The organism is Planococcus circulans (assembly GCF_020023385.1).
Classification (GTDB): domain Bacteria; phylum Bacillota; class Bacilli; order Bacillales_A; family Planococcaceae; genus Planococcus.
Genome location: NZ_JAIQCL010000007.1, coordinates 1 through 17,971, shown reverse-complemented (window position 1 = coordinate 17,971; position 17,971 = coordinate 1). Strand labels below are relative to the sequence as shown.

At 45.1% G+C, this 17,971-nt stretch carries 20 protein-coding genes; 2 read left to right on the top strand and 18 right to left on the bottom strand.

What is annotated here, in order from left to right; all coding sequences use genetic code 11:
- Positions 1–7 precede the first annotated feature (7 nt).
- The 16 genes from K8U60_RS12190 to K8U60_RS12115 form a co-directional block, all read right to left on the bottom strand.
- Positions 8–781, bottom strand: a complete 774-nt coding sequence (locus K8U60_RS12190; protein ID WP_223639476.1) for an SDR family NAD(P)-dependent oxidoreductase — start codon at positions 779–781, stop codon at positions 8–10.
- 47 nt (positions 782–828) lie between these two features.
- Positions 829–1,197: a MaoC/PaaZ C-terminal domain-containing protein gene (locus K8U60_RS12185; RefSeq protein ID WP_223639473.1), complete on the bottom strand. Its 369-nt coding sequence runs from the start codon at positions 1,195–1,197 to the stop codon at positions 829–831.
- Positions 1,197–1,637 carry an FAS1-like dehydratase domain-containing protein gene (locus K8U60_RS12180; RefSeq protein ID WP_223639470.1) on the bottom strand — a complete coding sequence of 147 codons (441 nt, stop codon included), beginning with the start codon at positions 1,635–1,637 and terminating at the stop codon, positions 1,197–1,199. Before K8U60_RS12180 ends, K8U60_RS12185 begins: the two co-directional genes overlap by 1 nt.
- A gap of 28 nt (positions 1,638–1,665) precedes the next feature.
- Entirely contained in the window at positions 1,666–2,736 is a 1,071-nt protein-coding gene (locus K8U60_RS12175; protein ID WP_223639467.1) for a phosphotransferase family protein, read from the bottom strand.
- A complete protein-coding gene (locus K8U60_RS12170) occupies positions 2,729–3,574 on the bottom strand; it encodes a 3-hydroxyacyl-CoA dehydrogenase NAD-binding domain-containing protein (RefSeq protein ID WP_223639462.1) in 846 nt (281 codons plus the stop codon). The genes K8U60_RS12175 and K8U60_RS12170 overlap by 8 nt, the downstream gene beginning before the upstream one ends.
- 21 nt (positions 3,575–3,595) lie before the next feature.
- Complete coding sequence (locus K8U60_RS12165) at positions 3,596–4,381, bottom strand: enoyl-CoA hydratase/isomerase family protein (RefSeq protein WP_223639455.1); 786 nt, start codon at positions 4,379–4,381, stop codon at positions 3,596–3,598.
- Positions 4,382–4,394: 13 nt separating this feature from the next.
- Entirely contained in the window at positions 4,395–5,141 is a 747-nt protein-coding gene (locus K8U60_RS12160) for a 2-phosphosulfolactate phosphatase (protein ID WP_223639454.1), read from the bottom strand.
- Positions 5,142–5,238: 97 nt separating this feature from the next.
- On the bottom strand, positions 5,239–5,823 hold the full coding sequence (locus tag K8U60_RS12155; RefSeq protein ID WP_223639449.1) for a TetR/AcrR family transcriptional regulator: 585 nt from the start codon (positions 5,821–5,823) through the stop codon (positions 5,239–5,241).
- Between the two features lie 27 nt (positions 5,824–5,850).
- Entirely contained in the window at positions 5,851–6,399 is a 549-nt protein-coding gene (locus K8U60_RS12150; RefSeq protein ID WP_223639446.1) for a TRAP transporter small permease, read from the bottom strand.
- A gap of 23 nt (positions 6,400–6,422) precedes the next feature.
- Positions 6,423–7,745, bottom strand: coding sequence for a TRAP transporter large permease (locus K8U60_RS12145; protein WP_223639443.1), 1,323 nt, complete (start codon positions 7,743–7,745; stop codon positions 6,423–6,425).
- Positions 7,746–7,826: 81 nt separating this feature from the next.
- Positions 7,827–8,942 carry a TRAP transporter substrate-binding protein DctP gene (dctP, locus tag K8U60_RS12140; RefSeq protein WP_223639440.1) on the bottom strand — a complete coding sequence of 372 codons (1,116 nt, stop codon included), beginning with the start codon at positions 8,940–8,942 and terminating at the stop codon, positions 7,827–7,829.
- Between the two features lie 65 nt (positions 8,943–9,007).
- Entirely contained in the window at positions 9,008–9,784 is a 777-nt protein-coding gene (locus K8U60_RS12135; protein WP_223639437.1) for an enoyl-CoA hydratase/isomerase family protein, read from the bottom strand.
- Between the two features lie 19 nt (positions 9,785–9,803).
- Positions 9,804–10,784: an NADPH:quinone oxidoreductase family protein gene (locus tag K8U60_RS12130; protein WP_223639433.1), complete on the bottom strand. Its 981-nt coding sequence runs from the start codon at positions 10,782–10,784 to the stop codon at positions 9,804–9,806.
- A 12-nt stretch (positions 10,785–10,796) separates the two neighbouring features.
- A complete protein-coding gene (locus tag K8U60_RS12125; protein WP_223639430.1) occupies positions 10,797–12,023 on the bottom strand; it encodes an acyl-CoA dehydrogenase family protein in 1,227 nt (408 codons plus the stop codon).
- Complete coding sequence (locus tag K8U60_RS12120) at positions 12,016–13,596, bottom strand: class I adenylate-forming enzyme family protein (protein WP_223639414.1); 1,581 nt, start codon at positions 13,594–13,596, stop codon at positions 12,016–12,018. Before K8U60_RS12120 ends, K8U60_RS12125 begins: the two co-directional genes overlap by 8 nt.
- Positions 13,597–13,805: 209 nt before the next feature.
- Positions 13,806–14,525: a YebC/PmpR family DNA-binding transcriptional regulator gene (locus K8U60_RS12115; RefSeq protein ID WP_223639411.1), complete on the bottom strand. Its 720-nt coding sequence runs from the start codon at positions 14,523–14,525 to the stop codon at positions 13,806–13,808.
- A gap of 196 nt (positions 14,526–14,721) precedes the next feature.
- On the opposite strand from K8U60_RS12115, the gene K8U60_RS12110 reads away from it, so the two are divergent.
- Entirely contained in the window at positions 14,722–15,465 is a 744-nt protein-coding gene (locus K8U60_RS12110; protein ID WP_223639408.1) for an SDR family NAD(P)-dependent oxidoreductase, read from the top strand.
- Positions 15,466–15,551: 86 nt separating this feature from the next.
- On the opposite strand, the gene K8U60_RS12105 is transcribed toward K8U60_RS12110, so the two are convergent.
- Positions 15,552–15,767: a hypothetical protein gene (locus K8U60_RS12105; RefSeq protein ID WP_223639406.1), complete on the bottom strand. Its 216-nt coding sequence runs from the start codon at positions 15,765–15,767 to the stop codon at positions 15,552–15,554.
- Between the two features lie 13 nt (positions 15,768–15,780).
- Positions 15,781–16,884, bottom strand: coding sequence for a nitric oxide synthase oxygenase (locus K8U60_RS12100; RefSeq protein WP_317851928.1), 1,104 nt, complete (start codon positions 16,882–16,884; stop codon positions 15,781–15,783).
- Positions 16,885–17,022: 138 nt separating this feature from the next.
- Here K8U60_RS12100 and K8U60_RS12095 point away from each other — a divergent pair, with 138 nt between their 5' ends.
- The gene (locus K8U60_RS12095; protein WP_223639403.1) at positions 17,023–17,808 is read left to right on the top strand and encodes an HAD family hydrolase; all 786 of its coding nucleotides are present in this window, start codon (positions 17,023–17,025) and stop codon (positions 17,806–17,808) included.
- Positions 17,809–17,971 lie beyond the last annotated feature (163 nt).

Below are 17,971 nucleotides of genomic sequence, written 5' to 3'. Positions count from 1 at the left end.
CATCTTCTCAATTTGCTGTCCATCCTCCGTCGATATACAGAATTTGCCCAGTCACATAAGTAGAGGCGTCTGACGCAAAAAACAAAGCCGGTCCGATCATTTCATCCGCTCGCCCCATCCTTTTCATCATGGTCCGGCTGATGATTTTCTCCAACCTTTCTTCGTCCTGTAAAAAAGGTTCAGTCATGGGAGTGATTATGTAAGCAGGAGCTAAGGCATTGACGGTTATCCCATGCTCTGCAAGTTCAGATGCCCATACTTTTGTCAGCTGATCGATTCCCCCTTTACTGGCGGCGTAGCTGGTCTGAAGTGGATTGCCGATTTTACCGAGAATCGATGAGATATTGATGATGCGTCCGCCTTTTTGGACAATCATCCGCTTTGCCGCCTGCTGTCCCACTAGGAAAATCCCTTTTAAATTGGTTCCAATCACTCGGTCCCAATCTTCTTCCTCCACTTCAACAAGGGATTTCCGGATATTCATGCCTGCATTGTTGATCAGGATATCGATTTGCCGAAACTCTTGATCGATGTAATCGAAGAGTTTCTCCACTTCTTTCTTCACTGTCACATCAGAAGTTTTCCAGGAAACCCGGTACCCTCGCTTCTTCATTTCATCCACAGCATCTATAAGGGCGGATTCATTTCTACCGGTGATCAGCACTTCCGCTCCTGCATGTGCCAAACCTGCGGCAATCGCCAGCCCAATTCCCTTGCTCCCTCCAGTTACCACCGCTTTTTTTCCAGTCAGATCAAATGTTGGATACATGTAGTTTTGCATTGCATCTATTCTCCTCTTTTACAGAAAGAATATTCCGTCTTTTTACATTAGACAGAACTGTTTTTTACAATAAATGAACCCATCAGTTTCATTGAATCTTGCGGATCTTTTATCAAGATCTCCCCGCTATTTTCAGCTACCATCGTTCCAGTGATGACGAGAATGGTTCCCGGATGGGTGACAGCTTGAAAACGGACACTAAATGACGCCAACTGCCTTTCTGGAAACCATTCTTCTATAGCCGCCGCTGCCCAGCCCATCACGAACATGCCATGTGCGATGATATTAGCAAACCCTTTTTCTTCAGCAATCGCCGGAACAGTATGGATTTCGTTGAAATCACCGGATGCACCCGAATATTTCACGAGATCGATTGGATAAATAGGTTTTTTGATAATGGTCCGCAGTTCATTCATCAGTCCACCTCCGCTATTTCTATAATGGTAGCTCGTCCAACAGCCGTGATTTCATTCCATTGGTTTCTGTAGATTGTCTCCAAGAGAAAGAAATTCTTCCCTTTTTTATGGAACTGCTCTTTGACCCTTACTTGTGCTGCAATGGTATCACCAGCCAGTATAACTTTATGGTATTCATACGACTGCTCACCATGGAGTACGTGATTCGGATTCAACTTCAGAAAATCCGCGAAAAACTGATAAAAGTTGCGGTCATTCCAGAAATCAATGACGGTCATGAATGTCGGAGGTACTGGTATTCCTCGGTACCCAGCTGATTTAGCTGTTTCTTCATCCCTGTATATCGGATTTTCCAGCTGCAGCGCCTTCGCAAATTCCTTTATTTTTCCTGCTTCAATCAGAAACGGGGCATAGTCGAAAACCATCGCTTGTCCACTCATGAATCCACCCGCTTTACAAAAGTTATTGTTATATTAATTGTCCGCTTCTGGTTAGATTGGCCATGTCCACTAAATTAGAAACAGCCTGATTCAAGTCGCTGAAGCGGTCATCATCGATTTCTCCGGTTTTCCAGCGATAATGGATTTGCTGCAAAATAACGGCGAGTTTATAAAAGCCGAATGTCACATAGTAGTCGACATTCGAAACGTCACGTCCGCTTTGTTTTGCATACTCCTCAATAAATTCTTTTCTGCTGAAGAATCCTGGTTGGCTTGTAACGATATTGATGCCCATATCGGGATCATCCGGTTCGCCCCAGTAAGCGACAGTTGAGCCCAAATCACTTAAAGGATCACCGATAGTAGACAATTCCCAATCCAATATACCGACGGCTTTGCCTGGATTCTCTTGGTCAAGCACCATATTATTGAGCTTAAAATCGTTGTGGACGATGGTTGTTTCCGCGTTGACTGGAATATTTGCTGACAGCCAACTTTCCAGCTCATTTAATTTTTCAATTTCCTCAGTTTTTGACTGACTGTAGCGTTTGATCCAGCCCTTCACTTGGCGCTCCATGAACCCTTCCGGCTTGCCCATCTCTTCCATTCCTGCTTCTTTGTAATCGATGGATTGAAGCTGAACCAAGGTATTGATGACATTTTTTGAAATCGCCATCCCTACCTGCTCAGAGCTGCCATAAGACTCAGGAAGCTGGTCATCGATCACGACGCCTTGTTTTTTCTCCATAACATAAAAATGCTTGTCCATGATTTCAGGATCTTCACAGTATATATATGGCTTTGGAGCCAATGGAAAAACTGGATTCACTTTTTCAAGCATCCGATATTCCCTTTCCATATCATGTGCACGCGGCGGCACTTCTCCAAAAGGAGGACGTCTCAGCACACCCTCCCAATTGCCAATCCGTATCAAATAAGTCAAGTTCGAGTAGCCCTCGGAAAATTGCTGAACTTCCATTTCGCCTTCCGGCAAGCCCGGTATCGACTTGCGAAGATGTTTTGCGACTTTGGTCCAGTCAATCGGCTCAATCGTTTTATCTGCTGCACTCATCCTATCCACTCCCTGATCATTAGTCATAAGTAAAGAACCCCTGTCCGGATTTGCGTCCTAAACGACCTGCCCGCACATACTTCTTCAAGAGAGGTGCTGGACGATATTTGGAATCATTGGTTTCGTTATAGAGGGTTTCTGCTACAAACAACATCGTGTCTAAACCGATCAAATCGGTCAATGCCAGCGGACCGATCGGGTGGCTGGCCCCGAGCATCATCCCCTTATCGATATCTTCCGCCGATGCGATGCCTTCCGATAAGACAAAAATCGCTTCATTGATCATCGGTGTTAAAATTCGATTGACTGCAAATAATGGGGCTTCTTTAACCGAGATAGCTGTTTTGTTGAAACGCTCAGCCACTTGATGTGCGATTTTAAATGTTTCATCACTCGTTTGTTCGCCTCTGATGATTTCAACCAATTGCATGACCGGCACCGGATTAAAGAAATGCATGCCAATCACTTTTTCGCTGCGCTTTACAGAGCTGGCCATTTCTGTAATGCTTAACCCGGATGTATTGGAAGCAAAGATTGTGGAGGGCTTACAGATTCCATCAAGTTCTGTCAGCAAACTTTTTTTGGGTTCAATTTGTTCGATAATCGCTTCGATCACCAGATCGACATCTTTCAAGTCTTCGATATTTCCCGTCGGTGTAATTCGCCCGCGGATGCCATCGCTTTGGTTTTGATCAATTTTCTTCTTTTCGACATTCCTGGCTAATGTCTTTTCAATTCTGGATACGCCTTTCGCCAGTCCCTCGGCATTGACATCATACAAGAAAACTTCGTATTCTCCTTCAGCGGCTACCTGGGCAATGCCGTTTCCCATGATTCCCGCACCAACTATCGCAATGCTTTTCATCGCTCCATCTCCCTTCAGACTTTAGTTCCCTTTAAAATCAGCAGTGCGCTTTTCAGTAAAAGCTTTAACACCTTCCTGCATGTCCTGTGTTTCGGCTAATTCTGCAAACAGTTGTGTCTCCAAATTCTGGCCAGCAGCTAAACTCAGCTCCAGTCCTTCATCAATCGCTTTCTTGGCATTCGCTACTGCCAGCGGTGCTTTCGAAGCTATTGCCTGAGCAAGCTTTACAGCATTTTCGAATGCCTGTCCCGAGGGCACCAACCTTTCCACCAAGCCCGCTTCATGTGCTTCCTTACCGGATAAAAACTCACCCGATAAAACCAGCTCTTTTGCCTTTCCTGGACCGACCAAACGCGCTAAGCGCTGTGTCCCGCCATAGCCCGGTAATATACCCAAGCCTGTTTCAGGAAGCCCAACCTTCGTATTTTCTTCAGCAATTCGAATATCACAAGCAAGCACCAATTCCAATCCTGCTCCCAGAGCCAACCCTTGAACTGCACAAATAACCGGTTTTCCTGCAGCCAACTTGTCGAATATCCCTTTTCCTTTTTCTACCAGAGCTATGCCACTTTCTTTTGTCAGGCTTGGAAATTGGCGGATGTCTGCACCTGCAGCAAATGCTTTTTCCCCGGCTGCCCGCAGGACAATTGCCCGAATCCCTTGATCTTTTTCAACTTCGTCTACAGCTTCGTTCAATTGGTTCAGCAACTCATCTGTCAGTACATTCAAAGGGGGATTGTTCAAGGTCAATACTGCAATCATTTCCTGGCGCTCCAGTTTAATCACTGTCCACTGTTCTTTCTGCAATGGCCTTCCTCCTTCAACTTCTTTTAAGAGTTATTTTCTGATGATCATTGACAATTTTCCCATTTCTAAAAAGCGGCACAACATCCACCAATTCATGGTGCCGAAGAACAAATTCCACCGAATCTGTAAAATCGAACCGCTTCAATAAATCTGCGGTTTCGCATTCATGCAAACTTTTGAAAGATGCTGCATGTGCATGAAGATAAGCCTCTCTGGCCAGCTTAGAGGAATCGGATAATTCATAGCTCGCTTTTCTCGATAGATGTTCAACTATCTGTCCCGCTCCAATAAAATCTTCCATTGAAAAACGGTCATCATTTCCTGAGCAGACCAGAACAATGGAGGAATCAGCTTCCTGCAGATGGATCCGTTCTGCAATCAAGTGGCCGTTAACCAATGAAGAAATGAAGAGCACATTAGCTTTGCTCGCTTTTTCAATGGCGATGGTGCCGTTTGTGGAACAGATGATTGCTGCCTGCTTTTCATCATTTAATTTGATTAGGCAAGGGTCAGGATATTGAAATCCTTGAATGGACTCCCCTTTTGTCTCTCCTAATAGAATATGAGGCTCACTGTGTTTTTTGGATAACTCAATTGCCTGATCGCTGTCCTTCACTGCATAAATGGGCTCGAAATTATTTTCGAGCAAAAAAGCAATCGTCGAAGTCGCGAGGAAGACATCGATGACCACTGCTGTACAGCCTTTCAACTTTTCTTCTGCCACCGCTTCTTTTTGCGTAATGACGTGGATTTTCCTCATCACAATCAATTCCTTTGAATTAATTCCACTTTAATAAGCTGATATTACTCAGCGGATATAAAGAAACTTAGTCCGAGTAATGTTCGTGGATTCTAATTTATGCCAGCATCTTCAAAAAATACTCTGCGTATATGTTCTCTATCTTTTCTTTGCTGAACTTGCCTTCAGGCGAATACCAAACCTGTACCCAGTTGGTGGCACCAAGAATGATCATACGTGCCATTTTTTTATCTGAAACGTTAAATTCTCCCCGTTCCACCCCTTCGGCAATAATTCTGTCAAAAATCCCAGCGTATTGATCACGTTTTTGAATGATCGTTTCTATATTTTCTTCTGAAAAAAGCTGTTCCGGCTTCACAATCAGATTAAAAACTTCCTTCTCCTTTATCGCAATGTCCAAATGCGTTTTAATTGCCTTTTCCATCTTTTTCATAGAAGATAATTCTTCTGCATAGATGGATTCCACCTTTTCCATAGCCGCCGATAAAATCAAATCATGGCAACTGTACAACAGCTCTTCTTTACTTTTGAAGTAATAGTAAAGAGCTCCTTTGGTCATCAATAATTCTGCTGCAATGTCTTCCATCGTTGCATTCTGATAGCCGTTCCGTGAAATCACCAGACTCGCAGAACGAAGAATATCTTCTTTTTTCTTGGCTGCTTTTCGTTCTCGAAGACTCATGCCACCACCTCATTCATTTATTCAGTTTCAAAGCAACTCTTCAGGCTTTGCCTCTGTTTCCTTCATCACCATGGACGGCTTGTTGTCCAAAATATTTCGGATCAAAATAAAAATATTTTCAATCACAATCATGGCAAAGGCAATAGGAATTAGGAAGAACAATGGATACAGCGGATACAAGGTGCCGGCAGCAGGAAAGGCGGTCTTGCGTTCGAAGCCGCTCATGGCATATTCCCAACTGAATTGGACAATCAGCACAAGTACGAATAGTTCAAGCAACACCATAAGAAAAATCAAAATCCTTTTTGCAGAGTTATTCAGTTTTTCAAGGATTAAATCCATTTTCGGCAATACACCCGATGCATATACATATGCGAGACCTGGAAACACCACAAGAGGCATCATGTAATTCTGGATGATTTCAAAGCCACCGCGTATCGAACTGGAAAAGAAGGTTCGCATAGCAACGTCGTACACAATCAGCAGCATCATTACCAGTACACTGATTCCACTGATCCATATTCCTGCCAGTTTTATATAATGAAAAATTTTATAGGCCTTCCATACACCTTTCACTCAAGCCCACTCCCTTCAGTCGCTCACATGGAATTCGGCAGCCACGTGGCAAGTCCCGGAAACGCAATCATCAAACCACAGACAATGATCATTGCGACGACGGCAAAAACCATCGAGATGCGGAATATTGATCCTGAACTGATTCCGCTAACCCCGGCAACTGCATACACACTCAATCCGACAGGCGGCGTTATCAATCCAATCGTACAAATAACGGCTACAAATACACCGAACCAGAGGATATCAACCTGCAACTCTTGAATGATGGGAAGAATGACTGGAATTGACATCAAGATTACAGCTGCGCCTTCTATAAACATAAACATGATGAACAAAACAACCGAAATGGCGATCAACACCAATACTGGAGTATCCATAATCGGTTCGATCAATTCAATCAGACGTCTAGGCAGCAGAGATAGGGAAACAAAGCGACCGAATATCTGTGCACCGATCATGATGATCATGACCATCCCTGTCAGTTTGATGGTTTCAACAACAGAAGTTTTGAAAAATTGAAAATTGACCTTTCCTAGAACCAGTGCAGCAAGCAAACCGACGAACGCTCCCACTGCTCCTGCTTCAGTCGGTGTAAAGACGCCTGAATAAATCCCGCCGAAAATCACCAAAACGATGAGTATAGCGATAACGCTCACAATAAGTAAACGGATGGCAGATAACTTTTCTGTTACCGGGGCCTCTTTGATTGCCGGCTCTTCTACTTGTGTCCGTTTTTTTCTTTCCAATCGGAAATACACCAGCATCACCAGGATAAAAATGGCCATGGTCAGTATGCCGGGAATAAACGCCCCGACAAACAAACTGCCCACGGGTGTTTCAGTTGCCACTCCATAAAGGATTAGAATAATGCTCGGCGGGATAATCCCCGATAAAGAGCCTCCTGATGCTGCTATTGCACCAGCGAGTGGTGCACTATAGCCATGTTTCCGCAGCTCCGGAATCGCTACTTGGCCGAGTGAAGCTGAAGTTGCAGTTCCCGAACCGGAAACTGCCCCCAGCATTCCGCCAATAATCAATGTTAAAATTCCAAGTAGACTGTTTTTTCCTTTTGAGACCTTATGAACCATATAAAAAATATCCTGGACCAAGCCTGATTGAAGAATAAACTGCGCCATTAAAACAAAAAGGGGAATGGTTGTTAAGGTATAGCTCGCGACCCGGTTAAAAGGTTCGTTTCCAAGCAGCCCGGGAAGTATCCCGAAACCCTCCAATAAAATTAAACCGATTATGCCGCTTGCAAGGAGTACCGAATGTATATAAAGACCTGCGATCAGCAGGACAATCATCATTACCAGAATAATTCCTATGACCAGTAAGTTATCCACCTCAAGACCTCCTTGCATAAAATTATAGAAAGAAAAGGGAATGACTCACTGGATGATAAGCTATTCCCTTTTCCCAAACGGCTACTCCAGATCCATGATGGCTTCCGGTACCTCGCCGCCTTCTTCAATTAGAAGATCTCTCCACATTTTAACCAATTCATTTCCTGGCATTCCATTATCCTCAAGCAATGTTGCGTAATCTGTCCATGTCTCTTCGATCCCTTGGTTGAAATGGTCCTGGACTGCCGGATCCAAATCAGCAAAGTCAACAAATTTCCCGCCATTCGCTTCATTTTCCGGGATGATTTCTTCTGAGCGGTTGATCCACTCCTGAGCGCCAGGCTCGAAAATTTCTTCGTTTGCTTGCGTCATCGCTTCCTGTACATTTTCGGGCATTTCCTCCCATTTATCCTGACTCATTCCAATAAAGGCGTTGAAATGTCCGAAATTGATACCAGTCAAAGTGTAACGGAACAAATCCTGGAATCCGTATCCTGTCCAGTCGGCAATACTGTAAAACGCTCCTTCAAATGTGCCTCTGCTCAAGGAGTCGTAAATTTCCACAGCAGGCATTGTCACACTGTTGATGCCCGTTTTAGCCGCATACATTTCATGAATCCGTGAAGGCGTGCGAAGTGATGTACCTTCTACATCGCTGACTGCATTGAATTCATGGCCGGTTGTTGAAATTGAATATTCCTGAGTAGTAGAGATTGGGAATACTTTAAAATCACCAAACTGCATCTCAGTATAGGTTTGTCCATCTGCCAGCTCCTCTTCACTTTCAAGAAGATTTTTCCAGGCGTTGGAAGCGATTAGTGTATCCGAATGGTTCAACGGCAGCATTGTCACTTCCGCCATCGGAAATTGATCCGGCTGGTAAATCGGCAGAACGAGGGCAACGTCCACTGTGCCGGTTTCGAGAGCTTCCGCTTCATCGGGAACCGCCACCAACTCGCCTCCGGTGAAGGATTCAAATTGAACCTGTCCTTCCGTCAGTTCCTCGACACGTTCCATCCAAGGCACCATCGATGCTTCCCACCAGGCGTGCTGGGCACTGAGTCCAGTGGCTGCACGTAATGTGATCGTTTCCCCTTCTGAAGAACCACCACCTGTTTCTTCACCGCCTCCACATCCTGACAACAAGAGCACTAATCCTAGACCTGCTACTGAAAAACGAGACTTAAATGATTTCATAATTTTTCCCTCCATCCATTTAATCTAGTGATTGTGTTTTTGTATCCGCTTACAAAACCAAAATACTATTTGCCATTAAATTGAGGAACACGCTTCTCGAAAAAAGCCGAAATGCCTTCTTGATGATCTTTAGTCTGTAGCAGCATCGCCTGAATCATATTTTCCTGCATAAAAGCAGTTTCTTTATGAAGTTCTCCTACATGATTAACCAGATATTTGACGTATTTATTGCTGATGGGCGGTCCGTCCACAATAAATCCTGCAAATTCAGCTGCTGCTTCTACTGCCGAACCTGTGGAAATTTTGTTGATCAAGCCATGCCTGTAGGCTTCTTCAGCTGATAGGGTCTTGGCTGAAGAAATCCACTCCTTGGCAATCGGCGGTGATACACGCTTAGTTAATGCTTTGATCAAGCCCAGATCCGGAATCAAGCCGATATTCGAAAAGCTCAAAGCGAATTTGGCATTTTCATCTGCGACAATGAAATCTGCAGCAAGAGCGATGCTGAAGCCCGCCCCTGCAGCGTAGCCATGCACTGCAGCTATTACGTATTTATCCAGGCTGATTATTTTTTTCGACAGACCCGAAACATACTCGATCCACTCTGCCACTTCGTGGGCATCCGCCAACTCCTTCATGGATGAAATATCACCGCCTGCAGAAAATGCTTTGCCTTCTCCTGACAAAACGATGACCTTGACTTCCTGGTTGCCGGACAATTCATCCAAGGCAACCATGACTTCCTGCACTAATTCACGCGACAAGGCATTCAACTTCTCCGGTCTCTTCAATTTCAAATAACCGACTCCTGCCTGTGTATTGATTTCCACCAATTTAGTCATCCACTTTCCTCCCTTTTCATTACGGTTTCACAACCAACTTTCCATAGGTTTTGCGGTCACCCAATAGATCCAAGGCATCCGGAACCTTTTCAAATGGATATTCTTCATAGATCATCGGACGAATAGCTCCCTTTTCGTATAAATCCATCAATTCGTGATGAGCCTTCATCACTTCTTCCGGATATAAATTGCGGAATAATCCGAAATGAACACCTACAACCGAATAATTTTTAATCAAGGCATGATTGGTTGGTGCATCTGCAATCCTGCCTCCAGCAAAGCCAATAACCAACAAACGGCCTTCAAAGGCGATGCATTTTCTGGAAAGGTCGAAGGTGTCTCCACCGACAGGATCGAAGATGACATTAGCCCCTTTACCACCTGTCGCTTCTTTAACTAGGGAGACGAAATCCTCTGTGCGGTAATTGATGACCTGATCAGCACCAAGCTCCTTGCAGATTGCTGTTTTCTCGTTGCTGCCGGCTGTAGCGATGACAGTAGCTCCTGCTGCTTTTCCAAGCTGGATGGCAGCTGAACCAACACCGCCTGAGCCTGCATGCACCAACAAGGTTTCGCCTTTTTGAAGGCGCGCTGTCCGGTGCAACGCGAAATATGCGGTCTGGTAGGTGATGAATAGAGATGCTGCTTCACTATAGGAAAGCGAATCCGGAATCGGGAATACCCCTTCTTCCTTGACGACTACCCATTCGGCAAGACCGCCAGTGGGCAACTGAGGTGTAGCGAGAACACGCTGGCCGATCTGTATGCCCACCCCATCTCCCACCTTTTCAACAATACCGGCAATTTCAGCGCCCGGTGTAAATGGCAGATCAGGTTTCTCCTGATATTTTCCCTGACACTGGAGGATATCAAAGAAATTCAAGGCGGCTGCCTCCACTTTCACAAGTACTTCGCCCGCTTTTGGTTCAGGATTCGTGAGCTCCGTAAGCTCAAGAGCTTCCTGTGGATCTCCTATTCGGACCACTGTCCAAGCCTTCATCACAATACCCCCTTATTTTACGTTTGAACTTTCCTTCAATTGTTCGCGCAATTCCAGGCGTCCGACATCACGTAGATGGACTTGGTCTGGACCGTCAACCAAACGCAGTGTCCGCGCATTGGCATAATGTGCCGCAAGCGGGAAATCTTCGGTTAAACCGGCTCCGCCGAATACTTGCATAGCGCGATCGATGACATTCAATGAAACGCGAGGTGCTGCAATCTTGATCATGGCAATTTCTTTACGTGCCGCTTTAGCACCTTCCTCATCAATTTTATGGGCAGCATGCAAAGTCAAGAGACGCGCCTGTTCAATTTCGATTCTGCTTTCGGCAATGATTTCTTTGATCACATCTTTTTCGGCCAAAGTAGAACCGAATGCTTCTCTGCTGTCAGCCCGTTTACATAGGAGCTCCAGTGCCCGCTCAGCTGCTCCGATGGCACGCATGCAATGATGGATGCGTCCTGGTCCAAGGCGGCCCTGTGCGATTTCAAAGCCACGTCCTTCACCCAGCAGCATATTGGAAACTGGTACCCGTACATTGGTGTAATGGACTTCAGCATGACCTTGCGGTGCATCGTCGTATCCGAAGACAGTCAGCGGACGGATGATTTCCACTCCCGGTGTATCAAAAGGCACGAGAATCATCGACTGCTGCTGATGTTTCGCCGCATTCGGATCTGTTTTCCCCATGACAATCGCAATTTTGCAGCGGGGATCCATCGCTCCGGTTGTCCACCATTTTTTCGCATTGATGACATATTCATCCCCATCACGGACGATGCTACTCTGGATATTGGTAGCGTCGGAAGAAGCGACAGCTGGTTCCGTCATCGAGAAGCAGGAACGGATTTCCCCACGCAGCAAAGGCTCCAGCCATTGTTTTTTCTGCTCTTCTGTTCCGTATTTGACGAAGACCTCCATATTGCCGGTATCGGGGGCGTTGCAATTGAACAGCTCCGGCGCAATCAAGGAACGGCCCATGATTTCGCAGAGATGCGAGTAATCGTAATTCGACAAGCCAGCTCCGTATTCCGGGTGGTCTAAAAATAAATTCCACAGTCCTTGCTCTTTCGCCTTTTCCTTGAGCTCTTCGATAATCGGTGGAATCGTCCAACGGTCCTCGGCTTCCTGCAGATACTTTTCGACAGTCGCTTCATTGGGATAGACGTAATCATCCATGAACTTCAGTAGTTTCCCTCGTAACTCTTCGGCTTTCGGTGATAATTCTTTAAGCATTTGTTTTTCCTCCAATGTTTTTTAATGTATTTTTTAATATTTTTCCGGATGCATTTCTTGGCAAGCTATCGATCAATTCAAATTCTTCAGGAACCTTGAATTTAGCCAGGGACTTTCTACAATGTTCCTTTAACCCAGTGAAATCTTCCGCATCCAGTTTCGGACCCACCACAAACGCTTTCACTTTTTCCCCGAAAACCGGGTCGGGTTCCCCGATGACAGCAGCCTCTACGACATCGGGGTGGGCTTTCAATACATCCTCGACTTCAATTGAAAATATTTTTTCACCCGCACGGTTGATCATGTCCTTCTTCCTGTCCCGAATATAAATGAAACCGTCTTCATCTTGAATGCCAAGATCTCCTGAATGCCAATAGCCATCCGTAAAACTGGTTTGGTTGGCCGTCGGGTTATCCCAATATTCCTTAATGATCATTGGACCCTTAATGTAAAGCTCTCCTGATTCACCGGTTTCACATTCTTTTCCTTCTTCACCGATGATTTTGATATCCGCCACCTCTACAGGGAGTCCGACTGAAGTCACTTTAGAATCAGAATAGTTTAAGGGCATTAATGTTGCAGGTGAAGTTGTTTCTGTTGCGCCGTAGGCATTGTGCAGCTGTGCATTTGGAAATGCGTTTTTCAGCATCGTAAAGGTCTGCTGATAAATTGGTGAACCCCCAAAAGCCACTTTCTTCACAAAGTCAAACGAGTGTTTTTGAAATTCTTCACTGGTGGACATCATAATGAAAATGGTGGGTACATTAAAAAGAAAATTGATTTTATGCTTCAGTATTCGATTGATATATTCCTCATTTTGATAGCGGCGCATGCTATATACCGTGCCTCCAACATAGAACATATGCAGAAGTTGACCAACCAGCCCGGTTACATGGAACATGGGTACGGCGATCAGCGTATTGAATGTTTCATCGGTTTTGAAAACCAATTTATAATTCATGAGGCTGTGAATGACATTGATATGAGTCAGCACAGCACCTTTGGGACGCCCTGTCGTCCCCGATGTATACAAGATGAAAATACCGTCTTCTTCTGTAACCGGAACTTCGAGAAAAGGCGTATCCGTCTTCACTAGTTGTTCGTATGAATTTTGGCCATCAATGACAAAGATGTTTTCTTCAGGTACTACAGCCGCTTCTTTATTGGCTTTTTGTACTTGTTCCAAAAACTCCTGTTCACTGATGATAATGCTCGGTTTGGAATGTCTGAGGATATAGTGAAGCTCTTCCACCGCCAGTTTAACGTTGATCGGAACCATGATGGCTCCAATTTTTGCACAGGCAATTACCAGCAAAGGAAATTCAGCTCGATTTCCAACGATGACTGCTACACGGTCTCCCTTTGCAATTCCCCGGCTTTGAAGATTCGCCGCAATTGCTGTCGCCAGTTCTTCCAATTGTCGATAACTCAACGATTGATCTTCGGTTACAATGGCAGGCTTTTCACCATAAGTTTTGCTGGTGCTACGAATGATTTCTCCAACAGTTTGTGGACGTTCTTTAAATACTTTGACTCTTTTTCTGCCAAACAAGCTTATTTCCTGTTGTTCCATAAAATGCCCCTTTCTTTTCAAAACCCAATATGAAAGCCCTTACATATCACTCGAAATAAATAGTCAAAATTTTTACACTATTGCTTCAAAGTTAGTATAAATGTTCTGTTTTTGAATTACAAGTCAAATTTCTAATTATCAGAATATTTTTTCCGATAAAAAAAGAGACGCTGTGATTTACACGAAGCGTCTCCTGCTCTATTTCGGTTTTATTCCCCTAAATCAACATTGTGATAAACTTGCTGAACGTCTTCCAGATCTTCGATGGCATCGATCATTTTTTCGAATTGCTCCTGTGCGTCTTCCGGCAGCGGCAATTCATTTTGCGCAAGCATCGTCAATTCAGCAACCGTAAATTCGGTGATGCCAACATTCTTAAACGCTTCCTGTACGAGGTGATATTGATCCGGTTCGGCGTAGACGATGACGCCATCCTCTTCTTCTGTGATGTCACGTACATCGATATCCGCTTCCATCATCAACTCCAGCACTTCGTCAGCAGTTTTGCCTTCAATACCGAATACCGCAGTATGGTCGAACATATAAGCAACAGATCCGCTGACGCCCATGTTGCCGCCGTTTTTGCCGAAAGCCGCGCGAACATCCGAAGCCGTACGGTTGACGTTGTTCGTCAATGTATCGACGATCACCATAGAACCGTTCGGCCCGAATCCTTCATAACGCAATTCATCGTAGCTTTCTTCAGAACCGCCTTTAGCTTTTTCTACTGCACGGTCAATGATCGCTCTTGGAATGCTATAGGTCTTTGCACGTTCTAGAACCACCTTCAAAGCCTGGTTCGATTCCGGATCCGGCTCTCCCTGTTTGGCAGCCACATATATTTCACGTCCAAATTTTGCATAGATCCGGCTTGTGTTGGCATCTTTTGATGCTTTCTTCTCTTTAATATTATTCCATTTGCGTCCCATTGAACTTCCTACTCTCTATAAAGTCTCATTCTGAATGATATTCACTATGTACTATTATAGTACAAATTTTTCGGATGTAACGTATTTTGCCGTCAAAAACCGCAGTTTTTATGCAAGCGGATACTTTGAACGAGAGACAAATAGGGTGTACGGTGAAGTTGTAGAAATAATTTGAATCGATTAGGAGGAGTTCATCATGGCAGAAAACAAAGTACTCATCATCACAGGCGGAGCAAGTGGAATTGGCCGGCATGCTTCGTACCAGTTAGCAAAAGAAGGTTACGCCATTGTTGTAGCTGATTTCAATGAAGACGGTGCAAACGAAACCGTTTCCCACATCGAATCCGAAGGCGGAAAAGCCGCATCATTTAAAGTGGATGTGGCAAAAGCGGAGCAAGTGGAGGCAATGGTTGATTTCGCCGTCGAGAAATTCGGAACCTTGAATGGCATCTTTAATAACGCCGGCATCGGCCTTGTGAAGCCTTTGCTTGAAATGGATCCCGCTTCTTACCACAAAGTAATCGATGTCGATCAGCACAGCGTCTATTACGGAATCTATTACGGCGCGAAGAAAATGGTGGAACTCGGCACAACCGGAACCATCGTCAACACAGCATCTATTTATGGATCGATGGCCGCTAAAGGCAGCTTCAACTACAATGCAGCGAAGGCCGCGGTCGTCATGATGTCAAAATCAGGAGCATTGGAGCTTGCTGAACATGGCATTCGTGTCGTGGGTGTGGCACCAGGATTTATCGACACCCCAATCCTTGGAGACGATCCGGAAATGAAAAAAGCTCTGTCAGCCCTTCATATGCACAACAAACTGATTCAGCCTGAAAAAGTAGCGAATGTCGTCAAGTTTCTATTCTCTGAAGACGCAGCGGCTGTCAACGGCTCCACTGTTGCAGTGGATGACGGGTTCTTGAGTTTCAAATAAATTTATGGGCATTTGGGCGGATTTGCACCCGTTCAACCCAAAATCCTAAAACAGCAACGCCGCCCCAAAAGGCAGCGCTGCTGTTTTTATACTTTATCCGTCCGATGGTATTCCGAAATCTGGATGACCCGGACATCCCGTGTATTCAGCTCATGGTAGATTCCGCGGCTGTCATGAAACGAAATATACTGATCCCGCTCATTTTGTATCAGTTTTTCTGCCTTTTCCTGTGACTCGACGTGAATGAACCGGCGAATATAATGTTCTTGGTCGAAAAAATAGGTCACTTTGAATTCCTTCATCAGTATCCTCTCCTTATGATTGATAGGGAGCTTTTTGATGGAAATAATTTGGCTTAACCAGGTCGTTCTTATAGGGCTTGTGGAAGATATGGGTCGTGGCCGGGGACATCGGCGGGATTAACCAAACCCAGTTTCCGGTGACATCCCGCCCTTCCACTTCTTCTTTTTTTTCGAAATTCTTGAACTGTTTGGCTGCTGTATGGTGATCGACGATGGTCACCCCTGCTTCTTGGAACGATTCCAGCACAGCAATATTCAATTCGACCAAAGCTTTGTCTTTCCATAAGGAACGGTTCGATTGCGTATTCAGCTCCAAGAGTTTCGCTACAGCGGGCAGAAAATCATAACGGTCTTCGTCTGCCAGATTTCTGGCGCCAATTTCAGTCCCCATATACCAGCCATTAAAAGGAGCCATCTTGTATTCAATGCCCCCGATTTCCAGCCTCATATCTGAAATGATGGGAACTCCATACCATTTGATGCCGAGCTGTGAAAACGCGGGAATTTCGGGATGTCCGATGTTGACCTCCATAATCGACTGCTCCGGGATCTCTTTCAGAAAAGGCGCTTCTCCTGGCAGTTGAACCACTAAAGGCAAAACATCGAAAGCTGTTCCCGCTCCCTGCCAACCGATTTTTTGGCAGGTTTTCGTGAACTCCACTGAACTGGGATCACCAATGATGCCTTCTGCGGTTTCGTATCCGGCATAACGAATCAACTGATGGTTCCATAAACGCATGGAGTCTCCATTTTCCTGTTCAGCACGGAATACCGTTATGGCTGGTCGGATTTTCCCGTTATTCGAAGCAAAGTTGATATGCTGGACCAAGGCATCAAAAATCCCTTCCGCAGTGGTTTGATGCCGTTCGTCAAAGACCGTCAGTGTATTCCAGAACAATCTGCCGATGCAGCGGTTATTATTGCGCCATGCCATACGTGCTCCATGCTCCAGCTCTTCAAAGCTGTGGGTATAAGTTCCAGTGTTTTCTATTTCCTCTATAACTTCAAGCAGCCTGTCAGCTTTCTGACACTCGCTCTTCCCTAATTCGTCGCAGCAAATTTCTATATAGTCAGTGGCTTCTTCCAATAAAAGCATCGTCGAATTGCTCATCGTCATTTCATTCACTCCTTGCCCCTATCATATCACCTGCACCTGTTTCTTTTCAGTGACAGAACTCTGAACTACCTATGTTTTTATTCGTTTTTCCAGTACACTAGAGCAAAGTAAAGATATTGTCAGGAGGAGCTCACACCGATGGTCAAAGCGATTTTTTTCGATTTGGATGATACCTTATTATGGGATAAAAAGAGTGTTGAAAAAGCGTTCGAGGAAACCTGCCAGTTGGCTGAAGAATTGACAGGCCAGGACTGTCCGGGTTTGGAAGAGGCAGTAAGAGCTGCAGCGACTGAGCTTTATGCTGGATACAATACATACGAGTTCACCAAGATGATCGGCATCAATCCTTTCGAAGGATTATGGGGGAACTTTGACGATGAAGGAATCGATTTTCAGCAGATGAAAACCATTGTTCCGGCGTATCGCCGCGAATCCTGGACAGCCGGACTGAAAAAAATCGGCATCGACAGCCCTGAAATTGGCGCTCAACTTGCAGAGTACTTCCCTGAAGCGCGCAAAAGAAACCCGATCCTCTACGAAGAAAGCTTAAAAGTGCTGGAAGATTTAAAAGGCCATTATCAATTGCTGTTATTGACCAACGGTTCGCCAAGCCTTCAGCAGATCAAGCTTGAGATCACACCGGAAATTGCTCCTTACTTTGATCACATCGTCATCTCTGGCGCGTTCGGTAAAGGCAAACCAGATCCGGACATCTTCCATCATGCCTTATCGAAATTCGATTTTTCTGCTGATGACGTGCTGATGGTCGGTGATAACCTCATGACGGATATTATTGGTGCTGAAAAAGCAGGGATTCGCTCCGTCTGGGTCAACCGGGAGCAAAAAGCTCCCCATGAATCCATCATCCCAACATATGAAATCCAGCATTTGGAGGAATTGCTTCAACTGCTTGAACAAATTTAAACACAAAAGAATATTGATGTCATTTAAAGAATGAATACACATTTCATCCTGTTTATACCGGATCCTGCGCTCCAGGCGGACGCTTTCCACGGGCTCGCGCCGAAATCCACTCGGGCGCCAGTCCGAGTGGATTTCGGCACTTCGTCGCTTCGCTGCTCCCGCA

Excerpts from the sequence above, each read along its gene's own strand:
- K8U60_RS12155 (WP_223639449.1), bottom strand. The coding sequence starts at position 5,823 with ATGAGTCTTCGAGAACGAAAAGCAGCCAAGAAAAAAGAAGATATTCTT.
- K8U60_RS12100 (WP_317851928.1), bottom strand. The coding sequence starts at position 16,884 with ATGACGATGAGCAATTCGACGATGCTTTTATTGGAAGAAGCCACTGAC.
- K8U60_RS12095 (WP_223639403.1), top strand. The coding sequence starts at position 17,023 with ATGGTCAAAGCGATTTTTTTCGATTTGGATGATACCTTATTATGGGAT.
- K8U60_RS12105 (WP_223639406.1), bottom strand. The coding sequence starts at position 15,767 with ATGAAGGAATTCAAAGTGACCTATTTTTTCGACCAAGAACATTATATT.
- K8U60_RS12190 (WP_223639476.1), bottom strand. The coding sequence starts at position 781 with ATGCAAAACTACATGTATCCAACATTTGATCTGACTGGAAAAAAAGCG.
- K8U60_RS12120 (WP_223639414.1), bottom strand. The coding sequence starts at position 13,596 with ATGGAACAACAGGAAATAAGCTTGTTTGGCAGAAAAAGAGTCAAAGTA.
- K8U60_RS12110 (WP_223639408.1), top strand. The coding sequence starts at position 14,722 with ATGGCAGAAAACAAAGTACTCATCATCACAGGCGGAGCAAGTGGAATT.
- K8U60_RS12180 (WP_223639470.1), bottom strand. The coding sequence starts at position 1,637 with ATGAGTGGACAAGCGATGGTTTTCGACTATGCCCCGTTTCTGATTGAA.
- K8U60_RS12160 (WP_223639454.1), bottom strand. The coding sequence starts at position 5,141 with ATGAGGAAAATCCACGTCATTACGCAAAAAGAAGCGGTGGCAGAAGAA.
- K8U60_RS12130 (WP_223639433.1), bottom strand. The coding sequence starts at position 10,784 with ATGAAGGCTTGGACAGTGGTCCGAATAGGAGATCCACAGGAAGCTCTT.
- K8U60_RS12170 (WP_223639462.1), bottom strand. The coding sequence starts at position 3,574 with ATGAAAAGCATTGCGATAGTTGGTGCGGGAATCATGGGAAACGGCATT.
- K8U60_RS12135 (WP_223639437.1), bottom strand. The coding sequence starts at position 9,784 with ATGACTAAATTGGTGGAAATCAATACACAGGCAGGAGTCGGTTATTTG.
- K8U60_RS12175 (WP_223639467.1), bottom strand. The coding sequence starts at position 2,736 with ATGACTAATGATCAGGGAGTGGATAGGATGAGTGCAGCAGATAAAACG.
- K8U60_RS12115 (WP_223639411.1), bottom strand. The coding sequence starts at position 14,525 with ATGGGACGCAAATGGAATAATATTAAAGAGAAGAAAGCATCAAAAGAT.
- dctP (WP_223639440.1), bottom strand. The coding sequence starts at position 8,942 with ATGAAATCATTTAAGTCTCGTTTTTCAGTAGCAGGTCTAGGATTAGTG.
- K8U60_RS12185 (WP_223639473.1), bottom strand. The coding sequence starts at position 1,197 with ATGAATGAACTGCGGACCATTATCAAAAAACCTATTTATCCAATCGAT.
- K8U60_RS12125 (WP_223639430.1), bottom strand. The coding sequence starts at position 12,023 with ATGCTTAAAGAATTATCACCGAAAGCCGAAGAGTTACGAGGGAAACTA.